This is a genomic window from Marinobacter psychrophilus (assembly GCF_001043175.1).
Lineage (GTDB): Bacteria > Pseudomonadota > Gammaproteobacteria > Pseudomonadales > Oleiphilaceae > Marinobacter > Marinobacter psychrophilus.
This window is the reverse complement of sequence record NZ_CP011494.1, coordinates 860,999-887,192: the sequence shown is the minus strand read 5'-3', so window position 1 is coordinate 887,192 and position 26,194 is coordinate 860,999. Positions and strand designations below refer to the sequence as shown.

19 protein-coding genes, 2 tRNA genes and 3 rRNA genes are annotated in these 26,194 nt (G+C 53.2%); 2 read left to right on the top strand and 22 right to left on the bottom strand.

Annotated features, from left to right (window positions below; all coding sequences use genetic code 11):
* Positions 1–33 precede the first annotated feature (33 nt).
* The 19 genes from ABA45_RS03975 to ABA45_RS03885 all read right to left on the bottom strand — a co-directional run bounded on the left by ABA45_RS03975 (position 34) and on the right by ABA45_RS03885 (position 19,689).
* On the bottom strand, positions 34–789 hold the full coding sequence (locus tag ABA45_RS03975) for a cytochrome c1 (RefSeq protein ID WP_048384410.1): 756 nt from the start codon (positions 787–789) through the stop codon (positions 34–36).
* On the bottom strand, positions 789–2,021 hold the full coding sequence (locus ABA45_RS03970; RefSeq protein WP_048384409.1) for a cytochrome b: 1,233 nt from the start codon (positions 2,019–2,021) through the stop codon (positions 789–791). The genes ABA45_RS03975 and ABA45_RS03970 overlap by 1 nt, the downstream gene beginning before the upstream one ends.
* Entirely contained in the window at positions 2,021–2,614 is a 594-nt protein-coding gene (gene petA, locus ABA45_RS03965) for a ubiquinol-cytochrome c reductase iron-sulfur subunit (RefSeq protein ID WP_048384408.1), read from the bottom strand. The genes ABA45_RS03970 and petA overlap by 1 nt, the downstream gene beginning before the upstream one ends.
* Positions 2,615–2,850: 236 nt before the next feature.
* Positions 2,851–3,243 carry a 30S ribosomal protein S9 gene (rpsI, locus tag ABA45_RS03960; protein WP_048384407.1) on the bottom strand — a complete coding sequence of 131 codons (393 nt, stop codon included), beginning with the start codon at positions 3,241–3,243 and terminating at the stop codon, positions 2,851–2,853.
* 12 nt (positions 3,244–3,255) lie between these two features.
* Positions 3,256–3,684, bottom strand: a complete 429-nt coding sequence (rplM, locus tag ABA45_RS03955) for a 50S ribosomal protein L13 (protein WP_041635453.1) — start codon at positions 3,682–3,684, stop codon at positions 3,256–3,258.
* Between the two features lie 183 nt (positions 3,685–3,867).
* Positions 3,868–4,677: a TatD family hydrolase gene (locus ABA45_RS03950; protein ID WP_048384406.1), complete on the bottom strand. Its 810-nt coding sequence runs from the start codon at positions 4,675–4,677 to the stop codon at positions 3,868–3,870.
* Between the two features lie 36 nt (positions 4,678–4,713).
* Positions 4,714–6,303, bottom strand: a complete 1,590-nt coding sequence (prfC, locus tag ABA45_RS03945) for a peptide chain release factor 3 (protein ID WP_048384405.1) — start codon at positions 6,301–6,303, stop codon at positions 4,714–4,716.
* Positions 6,304–6,390: 87 nt separating this feature from the next.
* Entirely contained in the window at positions 6,391–6,879 is a 489-nt protein-coding gene (gene rimI, locus ABA45_RS03940; RefSeq protein ID WP_048384404.1) for a ribosomal protein S18-alanine N-acetyltransferase, read from the bottom strand.
* A gap of 3 nt (positions 6,880–6,882) precedes the next feature.
* Positions 6,883–7,803 (bottom strand): hypothetical protein, encoded by a 921-nt coding sequence (locus ABA45_RS03935; RefSeq protein ID WP_048384403.1) that lies wholly within the window; start codon positions 7,801–7,803, stop codon positions 6,883–6,885.
* Positions 7,804–7,843: 40 nt separating this feature from the next.
* Complete coding sequence (locus ABA45_RS03930; RefSeq protein ID WP_048384402.1) at positions 7,844–9,394, bottom strand: 2-isopropylmalate synthase; 1,551 nt, start codon at positions 9,392–9,394, stop codon at positions 7,844–7,846.
* 182 nt (positions 9,395–9,576) lie between these two features.
* Positions 9,577–9,690, bottom strand: a 5S ribosomal RNA gene (gene rrf, locus ABA45_RS03925).
* A gap of 99 nt (positions 9,691–9,789) precedes the next feature.
* Positions 9,790–12,682 (bottom strand): 23S ribosomal RNA (locus ABA45_RS03920).
* Positions 12,683–13,047: 365 nt separating this feature from the next.
* Positions 13,048–13,123: transfer RNA gene (locus tag ABA45_RS03915), tRNA-Ala, on the bottom strand.
* 16 nt (positions 13,124–13,139) lie between these two features.
* Positions 13,140–13,216 (bottom strand) — tRNA-Ile (locus ABA45_RS03910).
* A gap of 110 nt (positions 13,217–13,326) precedes the next feature.
* Positions 13,327–14,867, bottom strand: a 16S ribosomal RNA gene (locus ABA45_RS03905).
* The 16S, 23S and 5S rRNA genes sit together here with 2 tRNA genes alongside, the layout of an rRNA operon.
* Positions 14,868–15,449: 582 nt before the next feature.
* Positions 15,450–16,298, bottom strand: coding sequence for a CDP-diacylglycerol--serine O-phosphatidyltransferase (gene pssA / locus ABA45_RS03900; protein ID WP_048384401.1), 849 nt, complete (start codon positions 16,296–16,298; stop codon positions 15,450–15,452).
* An 89-nt stretch (positions 16,299–16,387) separates the two neighbouring features.
* Positions 16,388–17,404 (bottom strand): ketol-acid reductoisomerase, encoded by a 1,017-nt coding sequence (gene ilvC / locus ABA45_RS03895; RefSeq protein WP_014870045.1) that lies wholly within the window; start codon positions 17,402–17,404, stop codon positions 16,388–16,390.
* A 72-nt stretch (positions 17,405–17,476) separates the two neighbouring features.
* Positions 17,477–17,968 carry an acetolactate synthase small subunit gene (gene ilvN, locus ABA45_RS03890; protein WP_007350353.1) on the bottom strand — a complete coding sequence of 164 codons (492 nt, stop codon included), beginning with the start codon at positions 17,966–17,968 and terminating at the stop codon, positions 17,477–17,479.
* 2 nt (positions 17,969–17,970) lie between these two features.
* Complete coding sequence (locus tag ABA45_RS03885; RefSeq protein ID WP_014870043.1) at positions 17,971–19,689, bottom strand: acetolactate synthase 3 large subunit; 1,719 nt, start codon at positions 19,687–19,689, stop codon at positions 17,971–17,973.
* A 478-nt stretch (positions 19,690–20,167) separates the two neighbouring features.
* On the opposite strand from ABA45_RS03885, the gene ABA45_RS03875 reads away from it, so the two are divergent.
* The gene (locus ABA45_RS03875; protein WP_048384399.1) at positions 20,168–20,629 is read left to right on the top strand and encodes a DUF4124 domain-containing protein; all 462 of its coding nucleotides are present in this window, start codon (positions 20,168–20,170) and stop codon (positions 20,627–20,629) included.
* Between the two features lie 72 nt (positions 20,630–20,701).
* Here the strand turns inward: ABA45_RS03875 and clpB are convergent, their stop codons facing one another.
* The 3 genes from clpB to rluD form a co-directional block, all read right to left on the bottom strand.
* Entirely contained in the window at positions 20,702–23,278 is a 2,577-nt protein-coding gene (gene clpB / locus ABA45_RS03870; RefSeq protein ID WP_048384398.1) for an ATP-dependent chaperone ClpB, read from the bottom strand.
* A 163-nt stretch (positions 23,279–23,441) separates the two neighbouring features.
* The gene (pgeF, locus tag ABA45_RS03865; protein ID WP_048384397.1) at positions 23,442–24,197 is read right to left on the bottom strand and encodes a peptidoglycan editing factor PgeF; all 756 of its coding nucleotides are present in this window, start codon (positions 24,195–24,197) and stop codon (positions 23,442–23,444) included.
* A complete protein-coding gene (gene rluD / locus ABA45_RS03860; RefSeq protein WP_014870038.1) occupies positions 24,187–25,164 on the bottom strand; it encodes a 23S rRNA pseudouridine(1911/1915/1917) synthase RluD in 978 nt (325 codons plus the stop codon). Before rluD ends, pgeF begins: the two co-directional genes overlap by 11 nt.
* Before the next feature lie 145 nt (positions 25,165–25,309).
* Between rluD and ABA45_RS03855 the strand changes: the two genes are divergently transcribed.
* Positions 25,310–26,140, top strand: a complete 831-nt coding sequence (locus ABA45_RS03855) for an outer membrane protein assembly factor BamD (RefSeq protein ID WP_048384396.1) — start codon at positions 25,310–25,312, stop codon at positions 26,138–26,140.
* Positions 26,141–26,194 lie beyond the last annotated feature (54 nt).

The following is a 26,194-nucleotide window of genomic DNA, read 5'->3' as shown; positions in this document are numbered from 1 at the left end:
TGAAGCTCAGGGCAACGTATTATACCCTACTTTTCAGTGTATATCCTTCCAGTACTCACGGTTGAGCAGGTAGGCGAATATAAAGAAAATCGCGACGAAGATCAGCACAAAAACACCAAGACGTTCGCGCTCCACCTTGACCGGATCCGCCATGTAAGACATGAAGTTGGTCAGGTCATACATGGCACGGTCAAACTCGGCCGCCTCCATACTGCCTTCGATGGCATAACTGGGGCAAATGTCTGCGTTATTAATGTTGCCACTAAGTGGCTCAACTGAGGCTTTCACGCCAATATTTGGCTTGACCGCGCACAAGCCCTGCAATTCAACCAGTACATGGGGCATACCCACGGCTGCAAACACGACGTTGTTAACACCTAGCGGGCGACTGTCATCCTTGTAGAAGCCTCGCAAGTATGAATACACCCAGCTTTCACCGCGCAGACGGGTTTCCAACGTAAGATCCGGAGGCGGCGCACCAAACCAGTCGGCAGCCATATCTTTGTTCATGGCGTTTTTCATCAATTCACCGATATTTGCACCGGTGAAAATCAGATTTTCCGTGTACAGATCAACCGGGATTTCCAGATCTTCCGCCACACGTTTATAGCGGGCGTACTCCATGGAATGACAGCCCATGCAATAGTTAGTGAACATTGCCACACCACGCTGTAATGACGCTTTATCGGTGTGATCGGTTTTGATGTGGTCCAGTGGCACGGCGCCACCCGCTGCCAGCCCAAGTGCCGGCAGGATGACCATGAAAAGACCAAGAATCAGCTTTTTCATTATCCTGTCACCCTTTCTGGAACTGGCTTGGTTTTCTCCATGCGCGTATAGAACGGCATAAGAATGAAGAAAAGGAAGTAAAACACGGTCAGGATCTGAGCGGCTATGGTACGGCCGACAGTAGTCGGTACCAGGCCGAGATAACCCAGCACGACAAAGCTGACGGCAAAAACCGTCAACGCCACACGGCTCATCCAGCCTTTATAGCGCATAGAACGAACCGGGCTGCGATCAAGCCAAGGCAGAACGAACAGTATGGCGATTGCACCACCCATTACTACCACACCCCAGAACTTTGCAGACAACCCCAAAAAGTCAACCGTCACCGCACGCAACATCGCGTAGAACGGCGTAAAGTACCATACCGGAGCAATGTGAGCAGGCGTCTTCAGCGGGTTGGCAGGCTCAAAGTTCGGTGCCTCGATGAATAGACCCCCCATTTCCGGGAAGAAGAACACCACAATGAAGAAAATGAAGAAAAATACGCCCACACCCATCAAATCATGCACGGTGTAGTACGGATGGAACGGGATACCATCTTTAGGGATGCCGTTTTCGTCTTTGTGTTTCTTGATGTCGATGCCGTCAGGGTTGTTCGAACCCACTTCGTGCAGCGCCAAAATGTGCAGCACTACCAGCCCAAGCAACACGATAGGCAAAGCCACAACGTGCAGAGCAAAGAAGCGGTTCAAGGTAATACCAGAAATCAGGTAGTCACCACGAATCCACAGCGACAGGTCTTCACCAATCACCGGAATAGCACCAAACAGATTCACAATGACCTGAGCACCCCAGTAGGACATCTGTCCCCATGGCAGCAAGTATCCCATGAAGGCTTCAGCCATCAGCACCAGATAAATCAACATGCCAAACAGCCAGATCAGCTCACGGGGCTTCTGATAAGAGCCATATAGAAGGCCGCGGAACATGTGCAGGTAGACAACAATGAAAAACGCAGAAGCGCCGGTAGAGTGCAGGTAACGCAACAACCAGCCCCACTGCACATCACGCATGATATACTCCACCGAGGCAAAAGCGCCTTCGCCGGAGGGGTTGTAACTCATAGTCAGCCAGATACCGGTAACCAACTGGTTAACCAAGACAACCATGGCCAAAAAACCGAAGAAATACCAAAAGTTGAAGTTCTTCGGCGCGTAATATTCCGCCAGATGTTTGTTCCAGGCTTCAACAATTGGGAGACGTTCGTCTACCCACTGTATGAGTTTTGACATTACGCAACCTCCGGATCAAGACCAAGGGTGAGGGTCATGTCGTCATCGTACCTATGAGGCGGAACCACGAGGTTCAGGGGTGCAGGCTGCGCATCATAAACGCGGCCGGCCATGTCGTAGCGGGAACCGTGACAGGGGCAAAATAAACCGCCCAACCAATCTTCGCCCAAATCGGACGGAGCGACCTCGGGCCGATACGACGGCACACAACCCAAATGTGTGCACAGACCCACCAGAACAGCGTACTCTGGGTTTATCGAACGAAAAACGTCGTTGGCGTATGTCGGCTGCTGATCCGCTTCGGACTGGGGATCTTTCATCTGGTCGCTGAGCTTTTCAATATTATCCAACATCTCAGTTGTACGACGGATAATCCAAACTGGGGTACCCCGCCACTCGACAGTGATCTGCTGACCCGACTCAATTTTCTCAATATTGACAGTTACCGGTGCGCCCGCAGCTTCCGCTTTCGCACTGGGATTCCAGGACGCCACGAAAGGTACCGCAGCACCAACAATCCCAACCCCGCCGACCGCAGCCGTAGCACCGACCAAAAACCGGCGCCGACCATGGCTTACGTCGCCATTTTTCATTATGGTTTTCTCCCATCAGGCGATGACACACGCTGCAAGCAAGGCAGCAATGCGCATCTAAAAGGACTTCACAACACAAGATTATAAGCGCACAAATAGTAATGAAATTACCACTTCCTTACAAGTCGGAAAGCCGCTACAGCGGCTTTCCATGCGCTAAGTCAATTTGATTGCGAGCTATACAGGCGAAAAAAAACCCGACAATAAGCCGGGTTTTTGTGTCTGCTCCAGCAAAATTAACGCTTGGAGAACTGAGGACGCTTACGCGCTTTGCGCAGACCCACTTTCTTACGCTCAACTTCACGGGCATCACGGGTTACATAACCCGCTTTGCGCATGGCTGGACGCAATGTTTCGTCATATTCCAACAAAGCGCGCGTTAAACCGTGGCGTATAGCGCCGGCTTGACCACTGATACCGCCGCCTTTTACCGTGACGTTGATATCAAAACGATCCACAGACTCGGCAACAACCAGAGGCTGACGCACGATCATACGCAAGGTTTCACGACCGAAAAATTCTTCGATGGTGCGACCGTTGATTGAAATGCTACCGCTTCCCGGCTTGATAAATACACGAGCCGTAGAGGTTTTGCGGCGACCGGTACCGTAATTTTGTGCTACAGACATATCCGCCTTCCGTTAAATGTCGAGTTCTTTGGGCTGCTGGGCTGCGTGAGGATGCTCAGCGCCGGCATAGGTTTTCAGCTTCATGAACATGGCACGACCAAGCGGACCCTTCGGAAGCATGCCTTTGACAGACTTCTGGATGATTTGCTCAGGGGCCTTTGCGATCAACTTCTCAAAGCTGATGGATTTAATTCCACCCGGAAAGCCGGTATGGCTGTAGTACATCTTGTCAGATGCCTTCTTGCCGGTAACCCGCACCTGGCTGGCGTTGATAACAATAATATAATCGCCAGTGTCTACATGGGGGGTGTACTCAGGCTTATGCTTGCCCCGCAGACGAAGGGCGATTTCGGTTGAAAGACGACCCAGCGTCTTGCCGGCTGCGTCTACAACGTACCAGTCACGTTTTACAGTTTCTGGTTTCGCACTCAGAGTCTTCATTGATTCCGCCTTGAACGCTATAAAATAATCGTTAAAACCTGCTTTAAGCTGAAGAATCACAGCAGCAGATTTCTCTACCTGTTGGTTGCGCTGAACTGTTCGGGGCTGAGACAGTATCAACGCCTTGAAAAGCCAGGTCGCGAAGTATACTTTAGGCCGCAAAAAAATCCAACCCCGATATCGTCAGTTTCGGTAATCACCCAGTTGCGACCCACAAAACTTCGCTTGTAGCGCAGAACCATAGAGTCGACAGCTATTTTCGAGCAGGACAGCTGCTAATTCGGGTTCGTCTACGCCACGCAGTAGGGCCAGTTCTCGCAGTATATCCGGCAGATACTGCGGAGAGTTCTGGCCTTGCCGAACACCGGCCGGTGCCATATCGGGTGCGTCTGTCTCTAAAACCAAAGCAGAGGCAGGGACACGCGTTAACGTGTCGCGTGTTTTACCGCCCTTGGCGTGAGTAATCACACCACCTACCCCTAACATACAACCCAGATCTATCAATTTTACCGCTTGCTGATAGCTACCGGAAAAGCCGTGAACCAACGCATTACCCGTCCAGTTCGCCGCCCTTAATACCGCGACAACTTCATCATGGGCTTTAACGGAATGGATCACCAGCGCTCGTCGATACTCGGCGGCAATTCTCACCTGGGCTTCGAACCATGGCGTCTGCTCGCTCAGAGTGCCCCGAAGCCGATCTAGCCCGCACTCACCAACACCTACACATAGCTCGCTTGCGTTAGTCAGGCGGTCCCGCAACTGCTGCAGATCCTCAGGGCCATGTTCGTCAATATACCAAGGGTGAATGCCCAGACAGTAAAAAACACCAGAATGAGCCATAGCGACTTGCTGTACTTTCGGCCAATCGGCGCAGCGAACGCCAGGTATCACCAGTCCGCCAATGCCCTGCCCACGCAACTCGCCCATCAATCGCTCACGCTGCCCGTCAAACTGGGGAAAATCGAAATGACAATGGACGTCAACCAGCATTACGTCGACCTCTAAACCAAATGGCAACGGGTAAAATTAATGCTCTCGGGTTTTATGGAACTCTATGTCGGGATAACGCTCTTGGGCCAAGCTCAAATTCACCATAGTCGGTGCAATATACGCAAGCTGATTAGCGCCATCGAGGGCCAGATTGTCGTTATTCTTACGCTTAAACTCGTCCAACTTGCGCTCGTCACTGCAGATTACCCAGCGCGCCGTGGATACGTTAATCGGCTCGTAAATGGCCTCTACCTTATATTCGGTTTTCAGACGACTGACCACTACGTCAAACTGCAGCACCCCAACAGCACCGACGATCAGGTCGTTGTTGCGCAGCGGGCGGAATAGCTGAACAGCGCCCTCTTCTGACAGCTGAATCAGTCCTTTTTGCAGCTGCTTGGCCTTAAGTGGATCTTTCAAACGGATGCGACGGAACAGTTCAGGCGCAAAGTTGGGAATACCGGTAAATTTCATGTCGGCACCGGAGGTAAAGGTATCCCCCAGCTGGATAGTACCGTGGTTGTGCAAACCGATAATATCACCCGCAAATGCTTCCTCTGCACGCTCCCGGTCGCCAGCCATAAAGGTAAGCGCATCAGAAAAGCGTACATCTTTGCCCAGCCGCACGTGGCGCGCCTTCATTCCTGGCGCATACTGGCCAGAGACAATCCGCAAAAAGGCAACGCGGTCGCGGTGCTGTGGATCCATGTTGGCCTGTATTTTAAATACGAAAGCAGAAAAATTTTCATCCTCCGGCTGCACCAGACACTGGTCAGTCTGCCGTGGTTGCGGCACAGGCGCCCACTCCACCAGACCATCCAGCATGTGATCAACTCCGAAATTGCCCAGCGCAGTCCCAAAAAATACCGGCGTTAGCTCTCCGGCCAGAAAAGCCTGCTGATCGAATTGGTGAGACGCACCCTTCACCAGCTCTACCTCGTCACGCAGTTCTGCGGCATAGCCCCCCAGGGCGGTCTCAAGCTCGGGATTGTCCAGACCCTTTATAATTCGCTCTTCCTGAATCATGTGGCCTTGCCCTGTGTGATACAGAATGACTTCATCCCGCAGCAGGTGATACACCCCTTTAAAACTTTTCCCCATGCCGATAGGCCAGGTAATAGGCGCACAGGCAATATTGAGAACCCTTTCGACTTCGTCCATCAGATCTACCGGATCACGGGTCTCCCGATCCAGTTTGTTCATGAACGTGATGATGGGCGTATCACGCAGGCGCGTTACTTCCATCAACTTGATGGTGCGCGCCTCAACACCCTTGGCGCTGTCTATGACCATTAGGCAAGAGTCTACGGCTGTCAGGGTGCGGTAGGTATCTTCGGAAAAGTCTTCGTGGCCCGGTGTATCCAGCAGGTTGATCAAACTGCCATGGTAGGGAAACTGCATAACCGAGGTGGTAACGGAAATACCCCGCTCCTTTTCCATTTCCATCCAGTCTGATTTGGCATGCTGACCGGATTTTTTGCCTTTTACGGTGCCTGCCCTTTGAATAGCCTGACCGAACAGCAACACCTTTTCAGTAATAGTGGTTTTACCGGCGTCCGGGTGGGAAATAATCGCGAAAGTGCGACGGTTAGCCACTTCCGTTGAGAGCTGGGAAGGATTCGACATAGTAACAAGACAACCTGAATAGAAAGCGCTGAAAAGGGCGTCATTATAGAGCTTAAGGCGCTTAGACGCGAACCCCGGTGCAGTGGCTTAGAGCAAACAGGGGCGCGTCATCACCCGAGCGTTTTCACGGCCATTGGGCGCAGGATAATAATCTGGGCGCACACCAACCTGCTCAAAGCCCTCAGAGCAATACAAGCGGTAGGCAGGCCGATTGCTATGGCGAACCTCCAGCAACAAAAGCTGCATGCCATCGTGGCCAGACCGTGCAATCAGATACTGTAACAGCCGCCGTGCGACACCCAGGCCGCGCGCCGCCGGTGCTACGCAAAGATTCAGCAGGTGAGCTTCATCATATTGATAGGCAACCACCGCGAAGCCGGCAAGCTCACCATTGCGGCGCGCGGCCCACAGCCGGTAAGTGGACTTAAAGCAATCTTCAAAGATACCTGCAGACCAAGGGTTAGAATGGCAGCCACGCTCTATTTCAAGAATTGTCGGCAACTCTTCCACAGTCAAATTGTCAATAACCAGATCGCCCTGAGCCACCTGCTGGTAAGCCTTAGTTCGGTCGCCCATGACTCAGTTCACCCATTCTCTGATTGCACTCCACAGGTCCCTTTTGTACTGAGGCTGCGCTGCAAGTTCGGCAAGGCTGAACCTGAAAGCCATCAACGGCTGTTTTAACGTCGGCAATGCTTCCGCTAGCCAAGATGGCACGGCGCCCCCGGCATGATCAGCGCTTAAATGGTCGTCAGCATTCGCACCCAGTACGATCAGATGTTGAGCGCCCAAGCCGGATAAAATCGGTTTCAGAACGCCAACCAGATCCTGTGACTGGTTGCCAGGCACCAGAAGGTTGTTAAACACCGGCCAGTTTACGGTTACGCATTCACTCGACTCCTTTTCGCCGAGGCTCCGCAAAATATTGTGCGCTAGCGCTTGTTGCAACTTGACGCTGGCGTCGTTCGAGAGTGCCGCTATCAGACTGACATCTCGGCCCTGCCACAACGCTAGGGTAACCTTTAGCGGATCGGCTGGTGGCACAAGCGGGTCAGGATGACGTATCGATGGCGAGAGCGCCGCTGGCACAGGAGCAATCTTCACCGGCGGCGACGCATCCGTGATCGGGGCAGGCGTCGGGTCAGGAGCCAAACGCGTGCTGATAGAAACATCTTCTATCGGTTTGGGAGGGCGATCAGGCTGGGGTGCCTCGGTTTTTTCCGCTTTCATCAGCGACTGCAGATCAGCAATGCGGGCGGCAGCCGCAGGATCTGCCCGGCGCAACGGTTTGGCTTTTGGCAAGTGGGCTGAAGAAGGCGCGTGAACGGGCGTAGCAGGGTTACCGGCAGGCATTGGTAGCACTGGAGTCGTTAGAGCGCGCTCTAACGGAAACACAAATTCAGGGCTAGGCGCAGCACCCGGTAGCGGCTCGCGAGCGTACCAGAGCTGCACACCGGACATCGCCAAATAAAATTGCCGTTCCACTTCGTGGGTTCGCATTAACATCCTGCCAAATTATTCGAACGCATCTTGATGGCCTTTATACATCCGCTCCTTGCGGATGGTGCCGTATACCACCCGCACTGATCAAATTCAACGCAGCTATGTATGCTTTAACGGATGCAATAATGATGTCAGTGTCTGCCCCTACTCCATTAACAATGCGACCACCGCGCTCAAGGCGCACCGTAACCTCACCTTGTGAATCAGTACCACTGGTGATGTTATTCACCGAGTAGAGCTGAAGCTTGCAACCGGAATCCACCAATGACTCAATGGCTTTGAATGTCGCATCGACCGGGCCACTGCCTTCCGCCTGAACACGGTGCTCTTTGTCATCCATGGTAATCGTCAGATCGGCTTTCGGAATCACACCGGTTTCCGAACACACTTTCATGCACACCAACCCGAAGCGCCCTAACTGGTCTTCTTGACGGGTATTGCTAGCAATAGCCTGCAAGTCTTCGTCAAAAATCTCGTGTTTCAAGTCTGCAAGTGCCTTGAAGCGAGCAAAAGCCTCATTCAGCTCGGTTTCGGTGCCAAATTGGATGCCCAGCTCTAGCAAACGCGTGCGGAATGCATTGCGGCCAGAATGCTTACCCATCACCAGGCTGTTGGTGTGCCAGCCGACATCTTCAGCCCTCATGATTTCATAGGTTTCGCGATGCTTGAGTACGCCATCTTGGTGAATACCAGACTCGTGGGCAAAAGCGTTAGCGCCTACAATCGCTTTGTTAGGTTGTACCGGGAAACCGGTAATGGTCGACACTAAACGGGAAGCCGGCACTATGTGGGTGGCGTCTATGCGGGTATCTAGATTGAAGTAGTCTTGGCGAGTTCGAACCGCCATGACAATCTCTTCCAGGGAGGCGTTACCGGCGCGCTCGCCCAAACCATTGATAGTGCATTCAACCTGGCGTGCGCCTTGGGAAACAGCCGCCAAAGAGTTGGCAACGGCAAGTCCCAAGTCGTTGTGGCAATGAACCGAGAAAATAGCCTTGTCGGCGTTGGGAATGCGGTTCAACAACTGAGCCATGGTGTTGCCGAACTGATGGGGTATAGCGTAACCCACTGTGTCCGGGATATTGATGGTTGTAGCACCGGCGTCAATCGCCGCCTCAATGATGCGGCATAGAAAATCCAACTCGGAACGACCTGCGTCTTCACACGAAAATTCCACATCGAAAACGTGATTACGTGCTCGTTTAACCGCGCGTACGGCTTGCTCTATCACCTCGTCAGGCGTCATATTCAGCTTGTGCTTCATATGGATAGGAGATGTCGCAATGAATGTGTGAATGCGGCTACGATTTGCCGGACGCACAGCCTCGGCAGCCCGATCAATGTCACCATCAGTGGCCCGCGCCAGACTGCATATTGTGGCGTCTTTAATGGTTTCTGCAATCACTTTGATCGCTTCGAAATCGCCTTGACTGGCTATGGCGAAGCCGGCTTCAATGACGTCAACACGCAGTTTTTCCAATGCTTTGGCAATGCGCAGCTTTTCGGCCTTGTTCATGGTGGCGCCGGGGCTTTGCTCGCCATCGCGCAGAGTGGTATCAAATATGACGAGGTGATCATTGGCAGACATGCAGCAACTCCATCAGGCTTATTGGGCTTTAGACTCGCAGTATATCACCGGGACAGATTTCACGAATAGGGGACATGCCTGGAACCGGTGACCCACCGGGTACAGATTAGACCTTTGCCTGCTGTATTTCAGGCAAAAAAAAGCCCCGACGGCGTGAGCTATCGGGGCAATTAGCAATAAGAGTCTGACGATGACCTACTCTCACATGGGCGAACCACACTACCATCGGCGCAGGCCTGTTTCACTTCTGAGTTCGAGATGGGATCAGGTGGTACCAGGCCGCTATGGTCGTCAGACAAAACGGTTGATCACTGGGGGATGAGATAGAACATTGGCTTTAAGGGCCGTGATAATAATTTTTTCGTTGCGATATCCGCAATTGTCTTGGGTGTTATATAGTCAAGCCGCACGAGCAATTAGTATTGGTTAGCTCAACGCCTCGCAGCGCTTACACACCCAACCTATCAACGTCCTGGTCTTGAACGGCTCTTCAGGGGCCTCTAGGGCCCAGGGAGATCTCATCTTGGAAGGGGCTTCCCGCTTAGATGCTTTCAGCGGTTATCCTATCCGAACATAGCTACCGGGCAATGCCACTGGCGTGACAACCCGAACACCAGAGGTTCGTCCACTCCGGTCCTCTCGTACTAGGAGCAGCTTTCCTCAAATCTCCAACGTCCACGGCAGATAGGGACCGAACTGTCTCACGACGTTCTAAACCCAGCTCGCGTACCACTTTAAATGGCGAACAGCCATACCCTTGGGACCGGCTTCAGCCCCAGGATGTGATGAGCCGACATCGAGGTGCCAAACACCGCCGTCGATGTGAACTCTTGGGCGGTATCAGCCTGTTATCCCCGGAGTACCTTTTATCCGTTGAGCGATGGCCCTTCCATACAGAACCACCGGATCACTATGACCTACTTTCGTACCTGCTCGACGTGTCTGTCTCGCAGTCAAGCGGGCTTGTGCCATTACACTAACCGTACGATGTCCGACCGTACTTAGCCCACCTTTGTGCTCCTCCGTTACGCTTTAGGAGGAGACCGCCCCAGTCAAACTACCCACCACACAGTGTCCTCATCCCCGATAAGGGGACAGAGTTAGAACCTCAAACATGCCAGGCTGGTATTTCAAGGTTGGCTCCACGCAAACTGGCGTTCACGCTTCAATGCCTCCCAGCTATCCTACACAAACATGTTCAAAGTTCACTGTGAAGCTATAGTAAAGGTTCACGGGGTCTTTCCGTCTAGCCGCGGATACACCGCATCTTCACGGCGATTTCAATTTCACTGAGTCTCGGGTAGAGACAGCGCCCCCATCGTTACGCCATTCGTGCAGGTCGGAACTTACCCGACAAGGAATTTCGCTACCTTAGGACCGTTATAGTTACGGCCGCCGTTTACCGGGGCTTCGATCAAGAGCTTCGCACGAATGCTAACCCCATCAATTAACCTTCCGGCACCGGGCAGGCGTCACACCGTATACGTCCACTTTCGTGTTTGCACAGTGCTGTGTTTTTAATAAACAGTCGCAGGGGCCTGGTATCTTCGACTGGCTTCTGCTCAACCCGCAAGGGGTGTCACATACCACCAGCGTGCCTTCTCCCGAAGTTACGGCACCATTTTGCCTAGTTCCTTTACCCGAGTTCTCTCAAGCGCCTTGGTATTCTCTACCTGACCACCTGTGTCGGTTTGGGGTACGGTCTCAAATCACCTGAAGCTTAGAAGATTTTCCTGGAAGCATGGCATCAATAACTTCCCGCCACATGGGCAGTCGTCATCACGTCTCAGAATTGAGGACCCGGATTTGCCTAAGTCCCCTCCCTACACGCTTAAACCGGGACGACCGTCGCCCGGCTTACCTAGCCTTCTCCGTCTCTCCATCGCAGTGACTCAAGGTACGGGAATATTAACCCGTCTCCCATCGATTACACCTTTCGGTCTCACCTTAGGGGCCGACTCACCCTGCGCCGATTAGCGTTGCGCAGGAACCCTTGGTCTTCCGGCGTGCGAGTTTTTCACTCGCATTGTCGTTACTCATGTCAGCATTCGCACTTCTGATACCTCCAGCAAGCTTCTCAACTCACCTTCGCAGGCTTACAGAACGCTCCCCTACCCCGCATACAAAGTATGCAGCCGCAGCTTCGGTATCCAGTTTGAGCCCCGTTACATCTTCCGCGCAGGCCGACTCGACTAGTGAGCTATTACGCTTTCTTTAAAGGATGGCTGCTTCTAAGCCAACCTCCTAGCTGTCTGAGCCTTCCCACATCGTTTCCCACTTAACTGGAATTTTGGGACCTTAGCTGGCGGTCTGGGTTGTTTCCCTCTTCACGACGGACGTTAGCACCCGCCGTGTGTCTCCCGGATAGTACTCACAGGTATTCGGAGTTTGCATCGGGTTGGTAAGTCGGGATGACCCCCTAGCCGAAACAGTGCTCTACCCCCTGTGGTATTCGTCCGAGGCGCTACCTAAATAGCTTTCGGGGAGAACCAGCTATCTCCGGGCTTGATTAGCCTTTCACTCCGATCCACAAGTCATCCCCTGGCTTTTCAACGACAGTGGGTTCGGTCCTCCAGTTGATGTTACTCAACCTTCAACCTGCTCATGGATAGATCGCCCGGTTTCGGGTCTATGCCCAGCGACTAATTCGCCCTATTCAGACTCGGTTTCCCTACGGCTCCCCTAAACGGTTAACCTCGCCACTGAACATAAGTCGCTGACCCATTATACAAAAGGTACGCCGTCACAGAACAAGTCTGCTCCGACTGCTTGTACGCATACGGTTTCAGGATCTATTTCACTCCCCTCACAGGGGTTCTTTTCGCCTTTCCCTCACGGTACTGGTTCACTATCGGTCAGTCAGGAGTATTTAGCCTTGGAGGATGGTCCCCCCATATTCAGACAAGGTTTCTCGTGCCCCGTCCTACTCGATTTCACTAGACTCAGGTTTCGGATACAGGGCTATCACCCACTATGGCGGCACTTTCCAGAGCCTTCTCCTACCAGTTGTCTAGCTTAAGGGCTAGTCCCCGTTCGCTCGCCGCTACTTAGGGAATCTCGGTTGATTTCTTTTCCTCGGGGTACTTAGATGTTTCAGTTCTCCCGGTTCGCCTCTTACACCTATGTATTCAGTGTAAGATACCCAGCCTAAACTGGGTGGGTTTCCCCATTCAGAAATGTCCGGATCACAGCTCGTTTGCCAGCTCCCCGAACCTTATCGCAGGCTTCCACGTCTTTCATCGCCTCTGACTGCCTAGGCATCCACCGTATGCGCTTAGTTGCTTGACTATATAACCCCAAGACAACTGATCGCCAATGACTCAAGCCCACCGCCGCTCAACCGAAGTCGAACAGAGTGTTCCAGGGAACATTAGAGACCGTCACTCGAAGTTATAAACAACCACTTCAACGACAACACCGGATAACGCTTGAAAAAATCGTTATCACTTGAACACTTTCCTCAAAGACCGTAGAGAAAAGTATTCGTGTTCTATCTCATCCAATTTGTTAAAGAGCAAATCTGACCCAGTGATCAGAAAGAAGAACTTCAGACTTAGCGGACGCTAAACTGAAATACTTTTTTCTGTACACTGACCGAAGTCAGGACATTCAGGGTTCTCAGGGTTCTCAGATTATTCAGACCACTTGTATAATGGTGGAGCTAAGCAGGATCGAACTGCTGACCTCCTGCGTGCAAGGCAGGCGCTCTCCCAGCTGAGCTATAGCCCCAAAAGCTATGCAAGTCTGGTGGGTCTGGGTGGAGTTGAACCACCGACCTCACCCTTATCAGGGGTGCGCTCTAACCAACTGAGCTACAGACCCGGTTTCGCTTGTTTTTCAACAAGACCGCTGGGCCTGAAAGACCCTTTGCTCTCTTTAATTAATCAACCAAGTAATTCGTGTGGACTCTGACCGAAGCGTTCGGCATCGTTTAAGGAGGTGATCCAGCCCCAGGTTCCCCTAGGGCTACCTTGTTACGACTTCACCCCAGTCATGAACCACACCGTGGTAATCGTCCTCCCGAAGGTTAGACTAACTACTTCTGGTGCAATCCACTCCCATGGTGTGACGGGCGGTGTGTACAAGGCCCGGGAACGTATTCACCGTGACATTCTGATTCACGATTACTAGCGATTCCGACTTCACGGAGTCGAGTTGCAGACTCCGATCCGGACTACGACGCGTTTTGTGAGATTGGCTCCCCCTCGCGGGTTTGCAGCCCTCTGTGCGCGCCATTGTAGCACGTGTGTAGCCCTGGCCGTAAGGGCCATGATGACCTGACGTCATCCCCACCTTCCTCCGGTTTGTCACCGGCAGTCTCCCTAGAGTTCTCAGCATTACCTGCTAGCAACTAGGGATAGGGGTTGCGCTCGTTACGGGACTTAACCCAACATCTCACGACACGAGCTGACGACGGCCATGCAGCACCTGTGTCAGAGTTCCCGAAGGCACCGATCCATCTCTGGAAAGTTCTCTGCATGTCAAGGCCAGGTAAGGTTCTTCGCGTTGCGTCGAATTAAACCACATGCTCCACCGCTTGTGCGGGCCCCCGTCAATTCATTTGAGTTTTAACCTTGCGGCCGTACTCCCCAGGCGGTCAACTTAGTGCGTTAGCTGCGCCACTAAGGATTCAAGATCCCCAACGGCTAGTTGACATCGTTTACGGCGTGGACTACCAGGGTATCTAATCCTGTTTGCTCCCCACGCTTTCGCACCTCAGTGTCAGTGTTGGTCCAGGTAGCCGCCTTCGCCACTGGTGTTCCTTCCTATATCTACGCATTTCACCGCTACACAGGAAATTCCACTACCCTCTACCACACTCTAGCCATGCAGTTCGAAGTGCCGTTCCCAGGTTGAGCCCGGGGCTTTCACATCTCGCTTACATAACCACCTACGCGCGCTTTACGCCCAGTAATTCCGATTAACGCTTGCACCCTCCGTATTACCGCGGCTGCTGGCACGGAGTTAGCCGGTGCTTCTTCTGCGAGTGACGTCAATCCTCAAGAGTATTAGTCTTAAGGCCTTCCTCCTCGCTGAAAGTGCTTTACAACCCGAAAGCCTTCTTCACACACGCGGCATGGCTGGATCAGGCTTGCGCCCATTGTCCAATATTCCCCACTGCTGCCTCCCGTAGGAGTTCGGGCCGTGTCTCAGTCCCGATGTGGCTGATCATCCTCTCAGACCAGCTACGGATCGTCGCCTTGGTAGGCCATTACCCCACCAACAAGCTAATCCGACTTAGGCTCATCTAATAGCGCAAGGTCCGAAGATCCCCTGCTTTCCCCCGTAGGGCGTATGCGGTATTAATCCGAGTTTCCCCGGGCTATCCCCCACTACTAGGCAGATTCCTAAGCATTACTCACCCGTCCGCCGCTCGACGCCTGGTAGCAAGCTACCATCGTTTCCGCCCGACTTGCATGTGTTAAGCCTGCCGCCAGCGTTCAATCTGAGCCATGATCAAACTCTTCAGTTTAAATCATACAAGATCCGAAGATCTTAAATCTGCTCAAGTACAAAAACTCAATTCTTGACGAGTCGTTGACTTGGTATTTCTTACCGAAATACTCCAGTCAGCGCCCACACGAATTACTTGGTTAATTTTTTAAAGAGCGTTTGAGCCGTGGCTCAATCAGGAGGCGAATTATACATCGTTTCGCTTTCCTGTCAACCGTTTACTTCGAGCCGCTCCGGAAGATCTTCTTTCCAAAACCACCGAATCAACCGGCTGGTAATGCTTGATTCGAGAGGCGCATTCTACAGCGTATCCGAACCGTGTCAACCGTTTTCGCGTTCAAAGTTTAAATCAGATTTCCTAAACTTTTCAACGTCTTACAAAACAGTTCTCGCTCGATTCCTGCCTCTCTGTAACCGGCTGTCCCTCAAGCGAGATGAGCATTCTACAGACTTCTCGGTACACGTCAACGGCAAATCTGAAAAAGATTCCCTGCATCTCGGTTTACCCTTACTTCGTCCTACAAACACGCGCTCTATGCAATCAGAAAAGGGGCCTGAGCACCTTCTTTATACCCTACCCACAACTTACTTACACCCGATATTACGCTGGACGACGAGGCTTTTTACGAAATAAGGCCCGCACTGGCCCTGTCAACGCATATACCAAGAAAGCACTGAACAGCACGGTGGCGGGATCAAGCGCAATGACCACAAAAATCAGCACCACCAGTAAAATCGCTGCGAACGGCACCCTGCCCCGCATGTCGACATCTTTGAAGCTCTGGTACAGAACATTGCTGACCATTAACACGCCAGCACCGGCGACTACAAACAGTGTTAGAGCCGTTAACCAAGCCGCTGGCTCGAACGCATGAAAGCACCAGACCATTCCCGCCACGGCAGCCGCCGCCGCAGGGCTTGGCAAGCCAACAAAGTACTTCTTATCGACCGACCCGATCTGAGTATTGAAACGAGCCAAGCGCAGAGCCGTTCCGGCTACATAGATAAAGGTTACCGCCCAACCCAGCTTACCCAGACCATTAAGCGACCAGAAGAACGCCACCAACCCCGGTGCTACACCAAAGGCCACCATATCGGCCAGGGAATCATACTCTTCGCCAAATTTGCTTTGGGTGTTCGTCATGCGCGCAACGCGCCCATCCAGCCCATCCAGAATCATAGACACGAAGATGGCAATCGCAGCGTTGTCAAAAATGCCGTTGGCGGCAGAGACAATCGCGTAGAAACCCGAAAACAAAGACGCTGTAGTGAGCGCATTGGGCAGCAGGAAAATACCTTTATGGCGAACAGGCGCCCCTCCAACCAACTCTTCTTCAATAACCTCTCCCGGCGGGAGCTCGTGAACGTCTTCCGTACCTTTGCCAGCAGAAGCAGACACATCTGGCTTATTGGCCGGATTAGATTCGGTAGATTTCTTTTCGTCAGTCATTCCAATTACTCCGGAAAGTATTTGGCCGCAGTATATATGAAAAACGCGGCCACACGGGCCGCGTCTTACAAAACCGAAAGCCTGGACTTTTAGTTTTTGTCTTTATCTACGATCTTGTTGGCAGAGATCCACGGCATCATACCGCGTAACTTTTCGCCAGTTTGCTCAATAGGATGGGCAGCGTTAATACGACGTGCAGCCGTCATGGATGGGTAGTTGAGAGCACCCTCGGCAATGAACATCTTGGCATATTCACCGCTCTGAATACGCTTCAACGCGTTGCGCATGGCCGCACGGGATTCCGCGTTGATGATTTCTGGGCCTGTCACATACTCGCCATACTCTGCATTATTAGAGATGGAGTAGTTCATGTTGGCAATGCCGCCTTCGTACATCAGGTCGACAATCAACTTGAGTTCATGCAGACATTCGAAATAAGCCATTTCAGGCGCATAACCAGCTTCGGTCAGGGTTTCGAAACCGGCTTTTACCAGCTCAACCGCACCACCACACAAAACCGCCTGCTCACCGAACAGATCGGTTTCAGTTTCGTCTTTAAACGTTGTTTCGATAATCCCGGTACGGCCGCCACCCAAACCACTGGCGTAAGACAGGGAAAGGTTTTTAGCGTTACCGGATGCATCCTGGTAGATGGCAATCAGGTCAGGAATACCGCCGCCTTTAACAAATTCAGTCCGTACAGTGTGACCAGGCGCCTTAGGGGCGATCATGATCACGTCCAGATCTTTACGGGGAACGATCTGGTTGTAGTGAATAGCAAAACCGTGAGCGAAGGCCAGAGTAGCGCCCTGTTTCAGATTCGGTTCAACTTCGTCGCGGTAAAGCTGTGACTGGAACTCGTCTGGTGTCAAAACCATCACCACGTCGGCAGCTGCAACAGCTGAAGGTACATCAGCCGTTTTCAAGCCATAGGCTTCTGCCTTGGCAATGGAAGACGAACCAGCGCGCAAACCAACCGTCACGTCTACACCGGAATCTTTCAGGTTGCAGGCATGGGCGTGCCCTTGGGAACCAAAGCCAATAATGGCTACTTTTTTGCCCTGAATGATCGAAAGATCACAATCCTTATCGTAATAAACCTGCATGACTAACCTCTATTGTTTGAGCGGCCCTGAGGGCCTGCGTTCTACGTTATGAATTTTTTAAAATCAATAGCCTTAAAGGCTGAGCACTTTTTCACCGCGAGCAATACCGGATACACCACTACGCACTACTTCCAGAACACCGGTTGCACCAATGGCCTGAATAAAGCCATCCAGCTTGGCACTATCGCCCGCCAGCTGCACGGTATACACCGAACTGGTGACGTCAACGATCTGACCACGAAAAATGTCTACGGTGCGTTTGATTTCGGCGCGCTGGGAGCCCGTTGCTTTCAGCTTTACCAGCATGAGTTCACGCTCGATATGGGCACCCTCGGTGAGATCAACGAGCTTGATTACTTCAATCAGCTTGTTCAGCTGCTTGGTAATCTGCTCAATCACCCGCTCAGAACCCGTCGTCGTTACAGTCAAACGCGACATCGTCGGGTCTTCGGTAGGTGCAACCGTCAGGGTTTCAATGTTGTAGTTGCGCTGTGAAAACAGACCCACTACCCGCGACAGCGCGCCCGGCTCATTTTCCAACAAAACAGAAATGATTCGACGCATGATTACACCTTCTCCGTTTTGCTGAGCCACATATCTTTCATTGAGCCACGGGCTACATGCATCGGGTAGACGTGCTCAGAAGGGTCTACGTAAATATCCAAGAACACCAGTTTGTCTTTCATGGCCAATGCTTTTTTGAGCATGGGCTCCAGGTCTTCCTTCCGCGTAATTTTCATTCCCTCGTGGCCATAGGCCTCCGCGAGCTTGACGAAGTCCGGCAAGGAGTCCATGTAAGAATGCGAGTGGCGTGCCCCGTAATTCATATCCTGCCACTGTTTAACCATACCCAAAGCCTGATTATTCAGGTTGATGATTTTCACAGGCAGGCTGTATTGCTTACAGGTCGACAGCTCCTGGATATTCATCTGGATGCTGCCTTCGCCGGTGATGCAGAGCACCTCTTCATCCGGAAAGTTCAACTTTATGCCCATCGCTGCCGGCAAGCCAAAGCCCATGGTGCCAAGACCACCGGAGCTGATCCAGCGGTTGGGCTTGTCAAACTTGTAGTACTGGGCGGCAAACATCTGGTGCTGCCCCACGTCGGTGGTGACATATGCATCGCCGTTGGTCAGGCGGTGCACCATTTCCACCACTTCCTGCGGCTTAATTACGTCATCACTCGTTTCATAGCGCATACCGTGAAAAGCGCGCCATTCGTCGATCTGCTTCCACCAGGATGCCAGCGCGTCGACGTCGGGCCTGACCTTGCTTTCTTTGATCAGCGACTGCATTTCTTTCAGCACAGAATCCACCGGCCCAACGATGGGAACATCGGCGCTGATGGTTTTGGAAATCGACGCCGGATCGATGTCGATGTGGATAATGCGGGCGCCTGGGCAGAACTTCTCAGTCGCGTTGGTAACGCGGTCGTCAAAGCGCGCACCGACAGCCAGAATAAGGTCCGCGTGATGCATAACCATATTGGCTTCGTAGGTGCCGTGCATGCCCAACCAACCAATGTGCTGCTGGTCACTCGCAGGATAACAGCCTATGCCCATCAAGGTATTCGTGATGGGGTAACCCAACCCGCGCACCATTTCAGTCAGTTGACCAGAGGCCCTGCCTAGAATGACACCCCCGCCGGCGTACACAATCGGTCGCTTTGCTGCCAGCAGCATGTCCACTGCTTTTTTAATCTGGCCGGCGTGGCCACGAATGGCGGGATTATAAGACCGCAATTTGGTTTTTTTCGGAAACACATACTCGTAGCGATCATTAGGTGCGGTCATGTCCTTTGGAATGTCCACAACCACCGGGCCAGGTCGGCCGGTTGTCGCAATGTAGTAGGCCTTGCGAATGATTTCCGGAATTTCGGACGGGTGGCGCACGCTGAGGTTGTGCTTCACCACCGGACGGGAAACACCGATCATGTCGGTTTCCTGGAAGGCATCTTCGCCAATCAACGTTGATGCGACTTGCCCACACAAAACCACCATCGGAATGGAATCCATAAAAGCAGTCGCAATGCCGGTGATGGTGTTTGTCGCACCCGGTCCCGAGGTGACCAGCACTGTACCCGCTTTGCCGGTAGCACGGGCATAGCCATCAGCCATGTGCACCGCCGCTTGTTCGTGCCGGACCAGGATGTGCTTGACGGTATCCTGCCTGAACAGAGCATCGTATATATGCAGGGCTGCTCCACCCGGATAGCCATAAATGTTCTCTATGCCTTCATCCTGTAGCGAACGGATGAGCATTTCGGCGCCAGACAATAACTCCACGTTTTCGACCCTCTTCTTCAAATGATTTAATCGGGGTACCACCCCGGCTACCTAGATATACGGTTGTGTGGCTTTTTGTGAAAGCTGAACCGATACTCCATCACGCCCCAGCCAACAAAGGTTGTCTCCCGGCCAGCCGCTCTCCTGAGGGTTGCGGAGAACAGCCAGTCGACAGATTGCACGTAAGCAACAACCATAACCGCAACAATGGGCGGTGTGTTGGGCGCGGTAATAAACGGGGGAAATATGAACGGGATTGCCGACGACATCCCCTCCCGCATTCAGGCAATTAGTAATTCTGACAGCGGGAAACTCCCTGTCAATAGCCGCTTTGGCTAAATAGACCGTTACTTATTTGAACCAGGCAAAAGAAAAAAACCAAATGAGCTGACATAATTGTCCTAATACGCTATGACTACAGCATAATTGACCAGTCACCCGTTTCCTGCGACAGGTTAACCACAGCGGACAATAAACGATGACGATACAACTGAAAACAATGGCTCTGTTATTGGCGATGGTGCCAGCCGTGGCGAATGCAACGGTGGTGTACAAGTGGACCGATGCAGACGGCGTTACCCACTTTGGCGATCGCCAGCCTACAGGCACTCAAGCTGAGCAGATAAGCGTAAGGTCTGGCCAGTCCAATTTGGTGAACAGTAACTCATCAGCCCAGCAACAGCTGAATGAGCTGGAGCAGCGTCAGCGAGCCGCCAGCGAAGAATCACTCGCAGTTGATGCTGCGGCTACCCGCCAGGCGCAACGAAAAACAAACTGCGACGCCGCGCAACAGAATCTTGAGATAATCAGCACCAATCCCCGTATCCGAATAACCGAGAATGGCGAGCAACGATTCCTGACCCCAGACGAGGTCTCGCAGCAAAAACAGACGTACGAAAACATCGTTGAACAAAACTGCGGTGCTGAACAAGCACCCTGAACCCGCCCGTAGCGGGCATGTTCAGGGTACATTTAATGCATTACAGCGTAACCATCACAGTTTCAAGGTCTGCTAGGCCTTGCTAAACACCAGCGCGCCCTCTTCAACACCGGTACAAATGGTATCCCCAGGACCGAAGCTGCCTTGCAGCAACTGTTGCGCCAAAGGGTTTTCGATCATCCGCTGAATCGCCCGCTTCAGCGGCCTTGCGCCGTAAACTGGGTCGTAACCGACATTGGCAAGCAACGTCATCGCGCTTTCGTCCAATTCCAGAGCAATGTCCTGCTGCCGCAAGCGCTTGTCGAGAAGTTCGATCTGCACTTTGGCGATGCCACGGATCTGGTTTGCTTCCAGGGGATGGAACACCACCACTTCGTCTACCCGGTTTATAAACTCGGGACGAAAATGGGTGCCGACTTCCTCCATCACCAGCGCTTTCATGGCGTCGTAGTTTTCTTCTCCCGCATGCCGCTGGATAATTCCAGAGCCCAAGTTAGACGTCATCACTATCACGGTGTTGCGGAAATCGACGGTGCGGCCTTGGCCGTCGGTCAGACGTCCATCGTCAAGAACCTGCAGTAGAATGTTGAACACATCCGGGTGCGCCTTTTCTACCTCGTCCAGCAAAAGCACGGAATAAGGCCGCCGGCGCACAGCTTCGGTCAGGTAACCACCCTCTTCATAGCCCACATAACCCGGGGGCGCACCGATAAGCCGCGCTACGGAGTGCTTCTCCATAAACTCCGACATGTCTATGCGGACCATGGCGTCGTCGGTATCAAACAGAAACGATGCCAATGCCTTACACAACTCAGTTTTTCCCACACCGGTGGGGCCGAGGAATAAAAAGGAGCCGTTGGGACGATGGGGGTCCGACAGCCCGGCGCGGGAGCGGCGCACGGCGTTGGCCACCGCTTCTACGGCCTCGTTTTGTCCAATCACCCGCTTGTGCAAGGCCTCTTCCATGCGCATCAATTTATCGCGCTCGCCCTCAAGCATTTTCGACACCGGAATACCGGTCCACTTGGAGACGATTTCTGCAATTTCTTCCTCGGTCACCCGGTTGCGCAGCAGAGTCATTTTCATCATCTCTGCTTGGCTTGCCATATCCAGCTGGCGCTCAAGCTCAGGAATGTGACCGTATTGCAACTCGGACATTCGGCCGAGGTCACCAGCCCGCCGGGCACTCTCCAATTCGGTTCGCGCTTGTTCGAGCTCGCTTTTGATCTTCTGCGAGCCGTGTAAGGCGGCCTTTTCAGCGTTCCAAACTTCCTCTAAATCAGCGTATTCACGCTCCACCCCGTCAATCACGCTGGAGAGTTCTTCCAGACGTTTCTTCGATGCCGGATCAGTCTCTTTTTTCAGCGCTTCGCGCTCGATCTTCAGCTGGATCAGGCGGCGTTCCAGGCGGTCCAGCGGTTCGGGCTTGGAGTCCATTTCCATACGAATCTGGCTTCCAGCCTCGTCCACCAGATCAATGGCTTTGTCCGGCAGTTTACGGTCGGCAATGTAACGACTCGACAGTTTGGCGGCAGCAATAATGGCACTGTCGGTTATCTCAACACCGTGGTGCACCTCATAGCGCTCTTTCAGGCCGCGCAGTATAGCAACGGTGTCTTCTTCGCTAGGCTCGTCTACCAGCACTTTCTGGAATCGGCGCTCAAGGGCAGCGTCTTTTTCGATGTGTTTCCGGTACTCATCCAGGGTGGTCGCGCCCACGCAGTGAAGCTCACCGCGGGCCAACGCCGGCTTCAACATATTGCCAGCATCCATCGAACCTTCGGCCTTACCGGCACCCACCATGGTGTGAATTTCGTCAATAAACAGGATGATCTGACCTTCCTGTTTTGTTAGTTCTTTCAACACAGCTTTCAGGCGTTCTTCGAACTCACCACGAAATTTGGCACCGGCAATTAGCGAGCCCATGTCCAGAGACAATACGCGCTTGTTTTTCAGGCCTTCGGGTACTTCGCCATTCACAATACGCTGGGCAAGACCTTCCACAATGGCGGTTTTACCCACGCCAGGATCACCAATCAATACCGGATTGTTCTTACGACGGCGCTGCAGTACCTGAATGGTGCGGCGAATCTCGTCGTCACGACCAATCACTGGATCAAGCTTGCCCGACTCGGCCATTTTGGTCAGGTCGATGGTGTATTTATCCAATGCCTGACGATTTTCTTCGGCGCCAGCGTCATCAACGGATTCCCCACCGCGGGCGTTTTCGATGGCTTTTTCCAGCGCAGCCTTGTCCACACCTTGTTCGCGAAGAACCCGCCCCAGGCTACCGCGATCTTCCAGCGCTGCCAGCAACATCAGTTCGCTAGAGACAAACTGGTCTTTACGCTTTTGCGCGAGTTTGTCGGCAATGTTAAACAGGCGGCCCATATCGTTGGACATGGCAACGTCGCCAGCGCTGCCTTTCACTTCGGGCAGGCTCTCAATTTCTTTAATGACCGCTTGGCGAATTCGGGTGGGCTCGCCGCCAGCCTGTTTCAGCAGCGGTTTAATGGAGCTGGATTCTTGGTCTAACAAGGCCTGCATCAAGTGCAACGGCTCTATAAAATTGTGGTCTTTGCCAACAGCAAGGGACTGCGCGTCGGCCAGAGCGCTTTGCAGGCGGCTGGTTAGCTTGTCGATTCTCATGAAGGGCGCTCCGGTTCTTTGTGCAATGGGCCGGTATCGGCCTATTGAATCTGCTTTGTTACTTAATGTAGGGGCGAATAGGCAGACTTCAAGCTAGTAACCGATGGAGTGTCAGAAAATTGACGGGGGTCAGTTACCGCAGGCATTTAAAACAGTTGCTGCTTTACTGAAAAGCGATCAGCGTGGCCATTCGGCCGGTTTGGCCGTCGCGGCGGAAGGAGTAGAAGCGCTGGGCATCGCTAACGGTGCATAGGCCGCCACCATCTATCGAGCTAACGCCCGCTTGTTGCAAACGCTGCCTTGCCAGTTGGTAAATGTCGGCCATGTAATGGCCGGGACGTGCGCCCCGGCTTGCGAACGCGCTGGATGCTTGCGGGCCGTGGTTGATAAACGCCTGGCGCACTTCTGGTCCTACTTCAAACTGGTCGGAGCCGATGGCAGGACCGAACCAGGCCATCAGATTTTCGGCGGGTTCAGCCATTGCTGCTATCAGGTTTTCTAACACGCCACCACACAGGCTGCGCCAGCCGGCGTGGGCTGCACCGACTATCGTTCCTTGGCGGTTGCAGAGTAGGACCGGCAGGCAGTCGGCGGTAAGGATGGCGCACACCACGCCAGGTTCGCGGGTATAGCTGGCGTCAGCGGGCGGAAGTTGGCTTAGGTTCCGAGCTGTTACTTCGACAACCACGGTTCCGTGCACCTGGTTTAACCAGGCGAAACGTTGCGCCGACAAACCAAGATGTTCCGCCAACCGTTGACGGTTGGCGGCTACGTGCTGAGGGCAGTCGTTAACGTGACCGCCCAAATTCAGTTGATCGCAGGGCGCCGCGCTAACGCCGCCCTGGCGGGTGCTGCTGAACGCTTGCACGCTGGCCGGAGCTGGCCAGACCGGCGCGATTAACGGCAGATCAGAATTCATCGCTTTCCATATCTTTTACGTGCTTACGCAGTGCTGCCAGCAGCAGCTGAAAATCCTCTGGCAAGGGTACATCCCAACTCATTGTTTCGCCGGTTTGCGGGTGTTCCAGGGTCAGCTGACGCGCGTGCAGGGCCTGGCGATGGAAGCCAGACAGCACTTCGCGTAATTCTTCGGTGGTGCCTTTGGGCAAACGCAGGCGTCCGCCGTAGACAGGATCGCCCACCAGCGGGTGTTTTACGTGGGTCAGATGCACACGAATCTGGTGGGTACGTCCGCTTTCCAGCTTACAGCGTACGTGAGTGTGAGCGGCAAAGCGCTCAATCACGCGGTAGTGCGTAACGGCCGGCTTGCCGGATTTCACCACCGCCATTCTTTTACGTTCGGTGGGGTGGCGCCCGATTGGGGCATCCACAGTAGCGCCGCCAGTCAGGGTGCCTACTACAACGGCTTCGTATTCACGGCCCATGGTGCGGGTTTGCAGCTGGTTTACCAGCGAAGTGTGAGCAATCAGGCTGCGCGCCACCACCATAACGCCGGAGGTATCTTTATCCAGGCGGTGCACAATGCCGGCTCGCGGCAGATTTTCTACTTCCGGCGCTATATTTAGTATGGCGTTCACCAAGGTACCGTCGGCATGGCCAGCCGCCGGGTGCACCACCAAACCGGCTGGCTTGTTGATGATCAGTATGTGCTCGTCTTCATAAACAATATCCAGAGTGATGGCTTCTGCCTGCCAGGTCACCTGCGCTTCCGGTTCGGCATCCAGCTCGAGTTTGTCACCCAGCATCACTTTGTCACGGGGCCTGCACTGACCGCCGTTCACAGTCAGGGCGCCACTTTTTACCCAAGATTGCAGGCGCGAGCGTGAGTGCTCGGGCATTAGCTCTGCGGCGGCCTGGTCAAGGCGCTTGTCGCTCAGTTTGGGTGGTATTACAAAACTGGCGATAATTCGGTTTTCAGCTGACATTAAGCCCCCAGGGCCTGGTTGTGTTACGTTTGGCGTATATTATGACAAACAGCCGGGCTTCTGCTGTGCTTCTACTGCACATCCAGTGCCTTCCCCGTTACAATGGAGGCTCTTTGAACTTTTCGACATTATACGGGATTCCGGCATGAGATCAGTTGTCCGTTTATGGGTAGTGTCCGTAGTGGTTGTGTTACTCAGCGCCTGCGCCACAAATAAGCAAGAGCAGGTATTACCCGAGCAAACCTATTACGAGAACGCCCGCAGCGCCATGGATTCGGGCAATTTCAACGAAGCGGAAACCAATCTGGATGCTCTCGAAACCTACTATCCGTTTGGCCGCTACGCCGAGCAAGCCCAGCTTGATCTTATTTTTGCACGCTACCAGAATCTTGATCTGGAAGGCGCCCGCGCTGCGGCGGATCGCTTTTTGCGACTGAACCCGCAAAGCGAACACGGTGACTACGCCCTATACATGCGTGGCCTGGCCTCTTACAACCTGGACATTGGATTGGCCGCGCGCTACTTCCCGATAGACGCCAATGCTCGGGCGCCGGGCGAACAGCTGCAGGCGTTCCGCGACTTTTCCGAGTTGCTCAACCGCTATCCTGACAGCTTGTACGCCGCCGATGCTCGCCAACGGATGATTGCGGTGCGCAACCGTGTGGCCGAGTTGGAGCTTCACGCCGCTCGCTATTACATCACGCGGGAAGCCTATATTGCAGCCAACAACCGCGCCCGCTATGTGGTGGAGAATTACCCCAGCTCGCCCGTGGTTGAAGAAGCCATCGTTATTCTAGCGGAGACATTTCGCTTTATGGACATAAGCAAAGGCAGCCAAGACGCCATTTCGCTGCTGCGGAAAAACTTTCCGGACAGCAAAGCGTTTAACCAAAACGGGGAATTTGAGCCCGATATTCTGCGCAAAGAGAACCGCTCCCTTACCAGCGTGATCACCTTTGGACTGATGGGCGATTAATAACGTCGCTGTGCGCAGGTCGCTAAATCGGGGGCCATAAACGGCCTCCGATTT

Bases quoted from the DNA above. Each gene is read 5' to 3' on its own strand.
- ABA45_RS03930 (WP_048384402.1), bottom strand. From the start codon at position 9,394: ATGTCTGCCAATGATCACCTCGTCATATTTGATACCACTCTGCGCGAT.
- ilvN (WP_007350353.1), bottom strand. From the start codon at position 17,968: ATGCGTCGAATCATTTCTGTTTTGTTGGAAAATGAGCCGGGCGCGCTG.
- ABA45_RS03970 (WP_048384409.1), bottom strand. From the start codon at position 2,021: ATGTCAAAACTCATACAGTGGGTAGACGAACGTCTCCCAATTGTTGAA.
- rimI (WP_048384404.1), bottom strand. From the start codon at position 6,879: ATGGGCGACCGAACTAAGGCTTACCAGCAGGTGGCTCAGGGCGATCTG.
- ABA45_RS03935 (WP_048384403.1), bottom strand. From the start codon at position 7,803: ATGCGAACCCACGAAGTGGAACGGCAATTTTATTTGGCGATGTCCGGT.
- clpB (WP_048384398.1), bottom strand. From the start codon at position 23,278: ATGAGAATCGACAAGCTAACCAGCCGCCTGCAAAGCGCTCTGGCCGAC.
- ABA45_RS03950 (WP_048384406.1), bottom strand. From the start codon at position 4,677: ATGCTGGTTGACGTCCATTGTCATTTCGATTTTCCCCAGTTTGACGGG.
- pgeF (WP_048384397.1), bottom strand. From the start codon at position 24,197: ATGAATTCTGATCTGCCGTTAATCGCGCCGGTCTGGCCAGCTCCGGCC.
- pssA (WP_048384401.1), bottom strand. From the start codon at position 16,298: ATGACTGACGAAAAGAAATCTACCGAATCTAATCCGGCCAATAAGCCA.
- prfC (WP_048384405.1), bottom strand. From the start codon at position 6,303: ATGTCGAATCCTTCCCAGCTCTCAACGGAAGTGGCTAACCGTCGCACT.
- rpsI (WP_048384407.1), bottom strand. From the start codon at position 3,243: ATGTCTGTAGCACAAAATTACGGTACCGGTCGCCGCAAAACCTCTACG.
- ABA45_RS03875 (WP_048384399.1), top strand. From the start codon at position 20,168: ATGACGATACAACTGAAAACAATGGCTCTGTTATTGGCGATGGTGCCA.
- rplM (WP_041635453.1), bottom strand. From the start codon at position 3,684: ATGAAGACTCTGAGTGCGAAACCAGAAACTGTAAAACGTGACTGGTAC.
- ABA45_RS03855 (WP_048384396.1), top strand. From the start codon at position 25,310: ATGAGATCAGTTGTCCGTTTATGGGTAGTGTCCGTAGTGGTTGTGTTA.
- petA (WP_048384408.1), bottom strand. From the start codon at position 2,614: ATGAAAAATGGCGACGTAAGCCATGGTCGGCGCCGGTTTTTGGTCGGT.
- rluD (WP_014870038.1), bottom strand. From the start codon at position 25,164: ATGTCAGCTGAAAACCGAATTATCGCCAGTTTTGTAATACCACCCAAA.
- ABA45_RS03975 (WP_048384410.1), bottom strand. From the start codon at position 789: ATGAAAAAGCTGATTCTTGGTCTTTTCATGGTCATCCTGCCGGCACTT.
- ilvC (WP_014870045.1), bottom strand. From the start codon at position 17,404: ATGCAGGTTTATTACGATAAGGATTGTGATCTTTCGATCATTCAGGGC.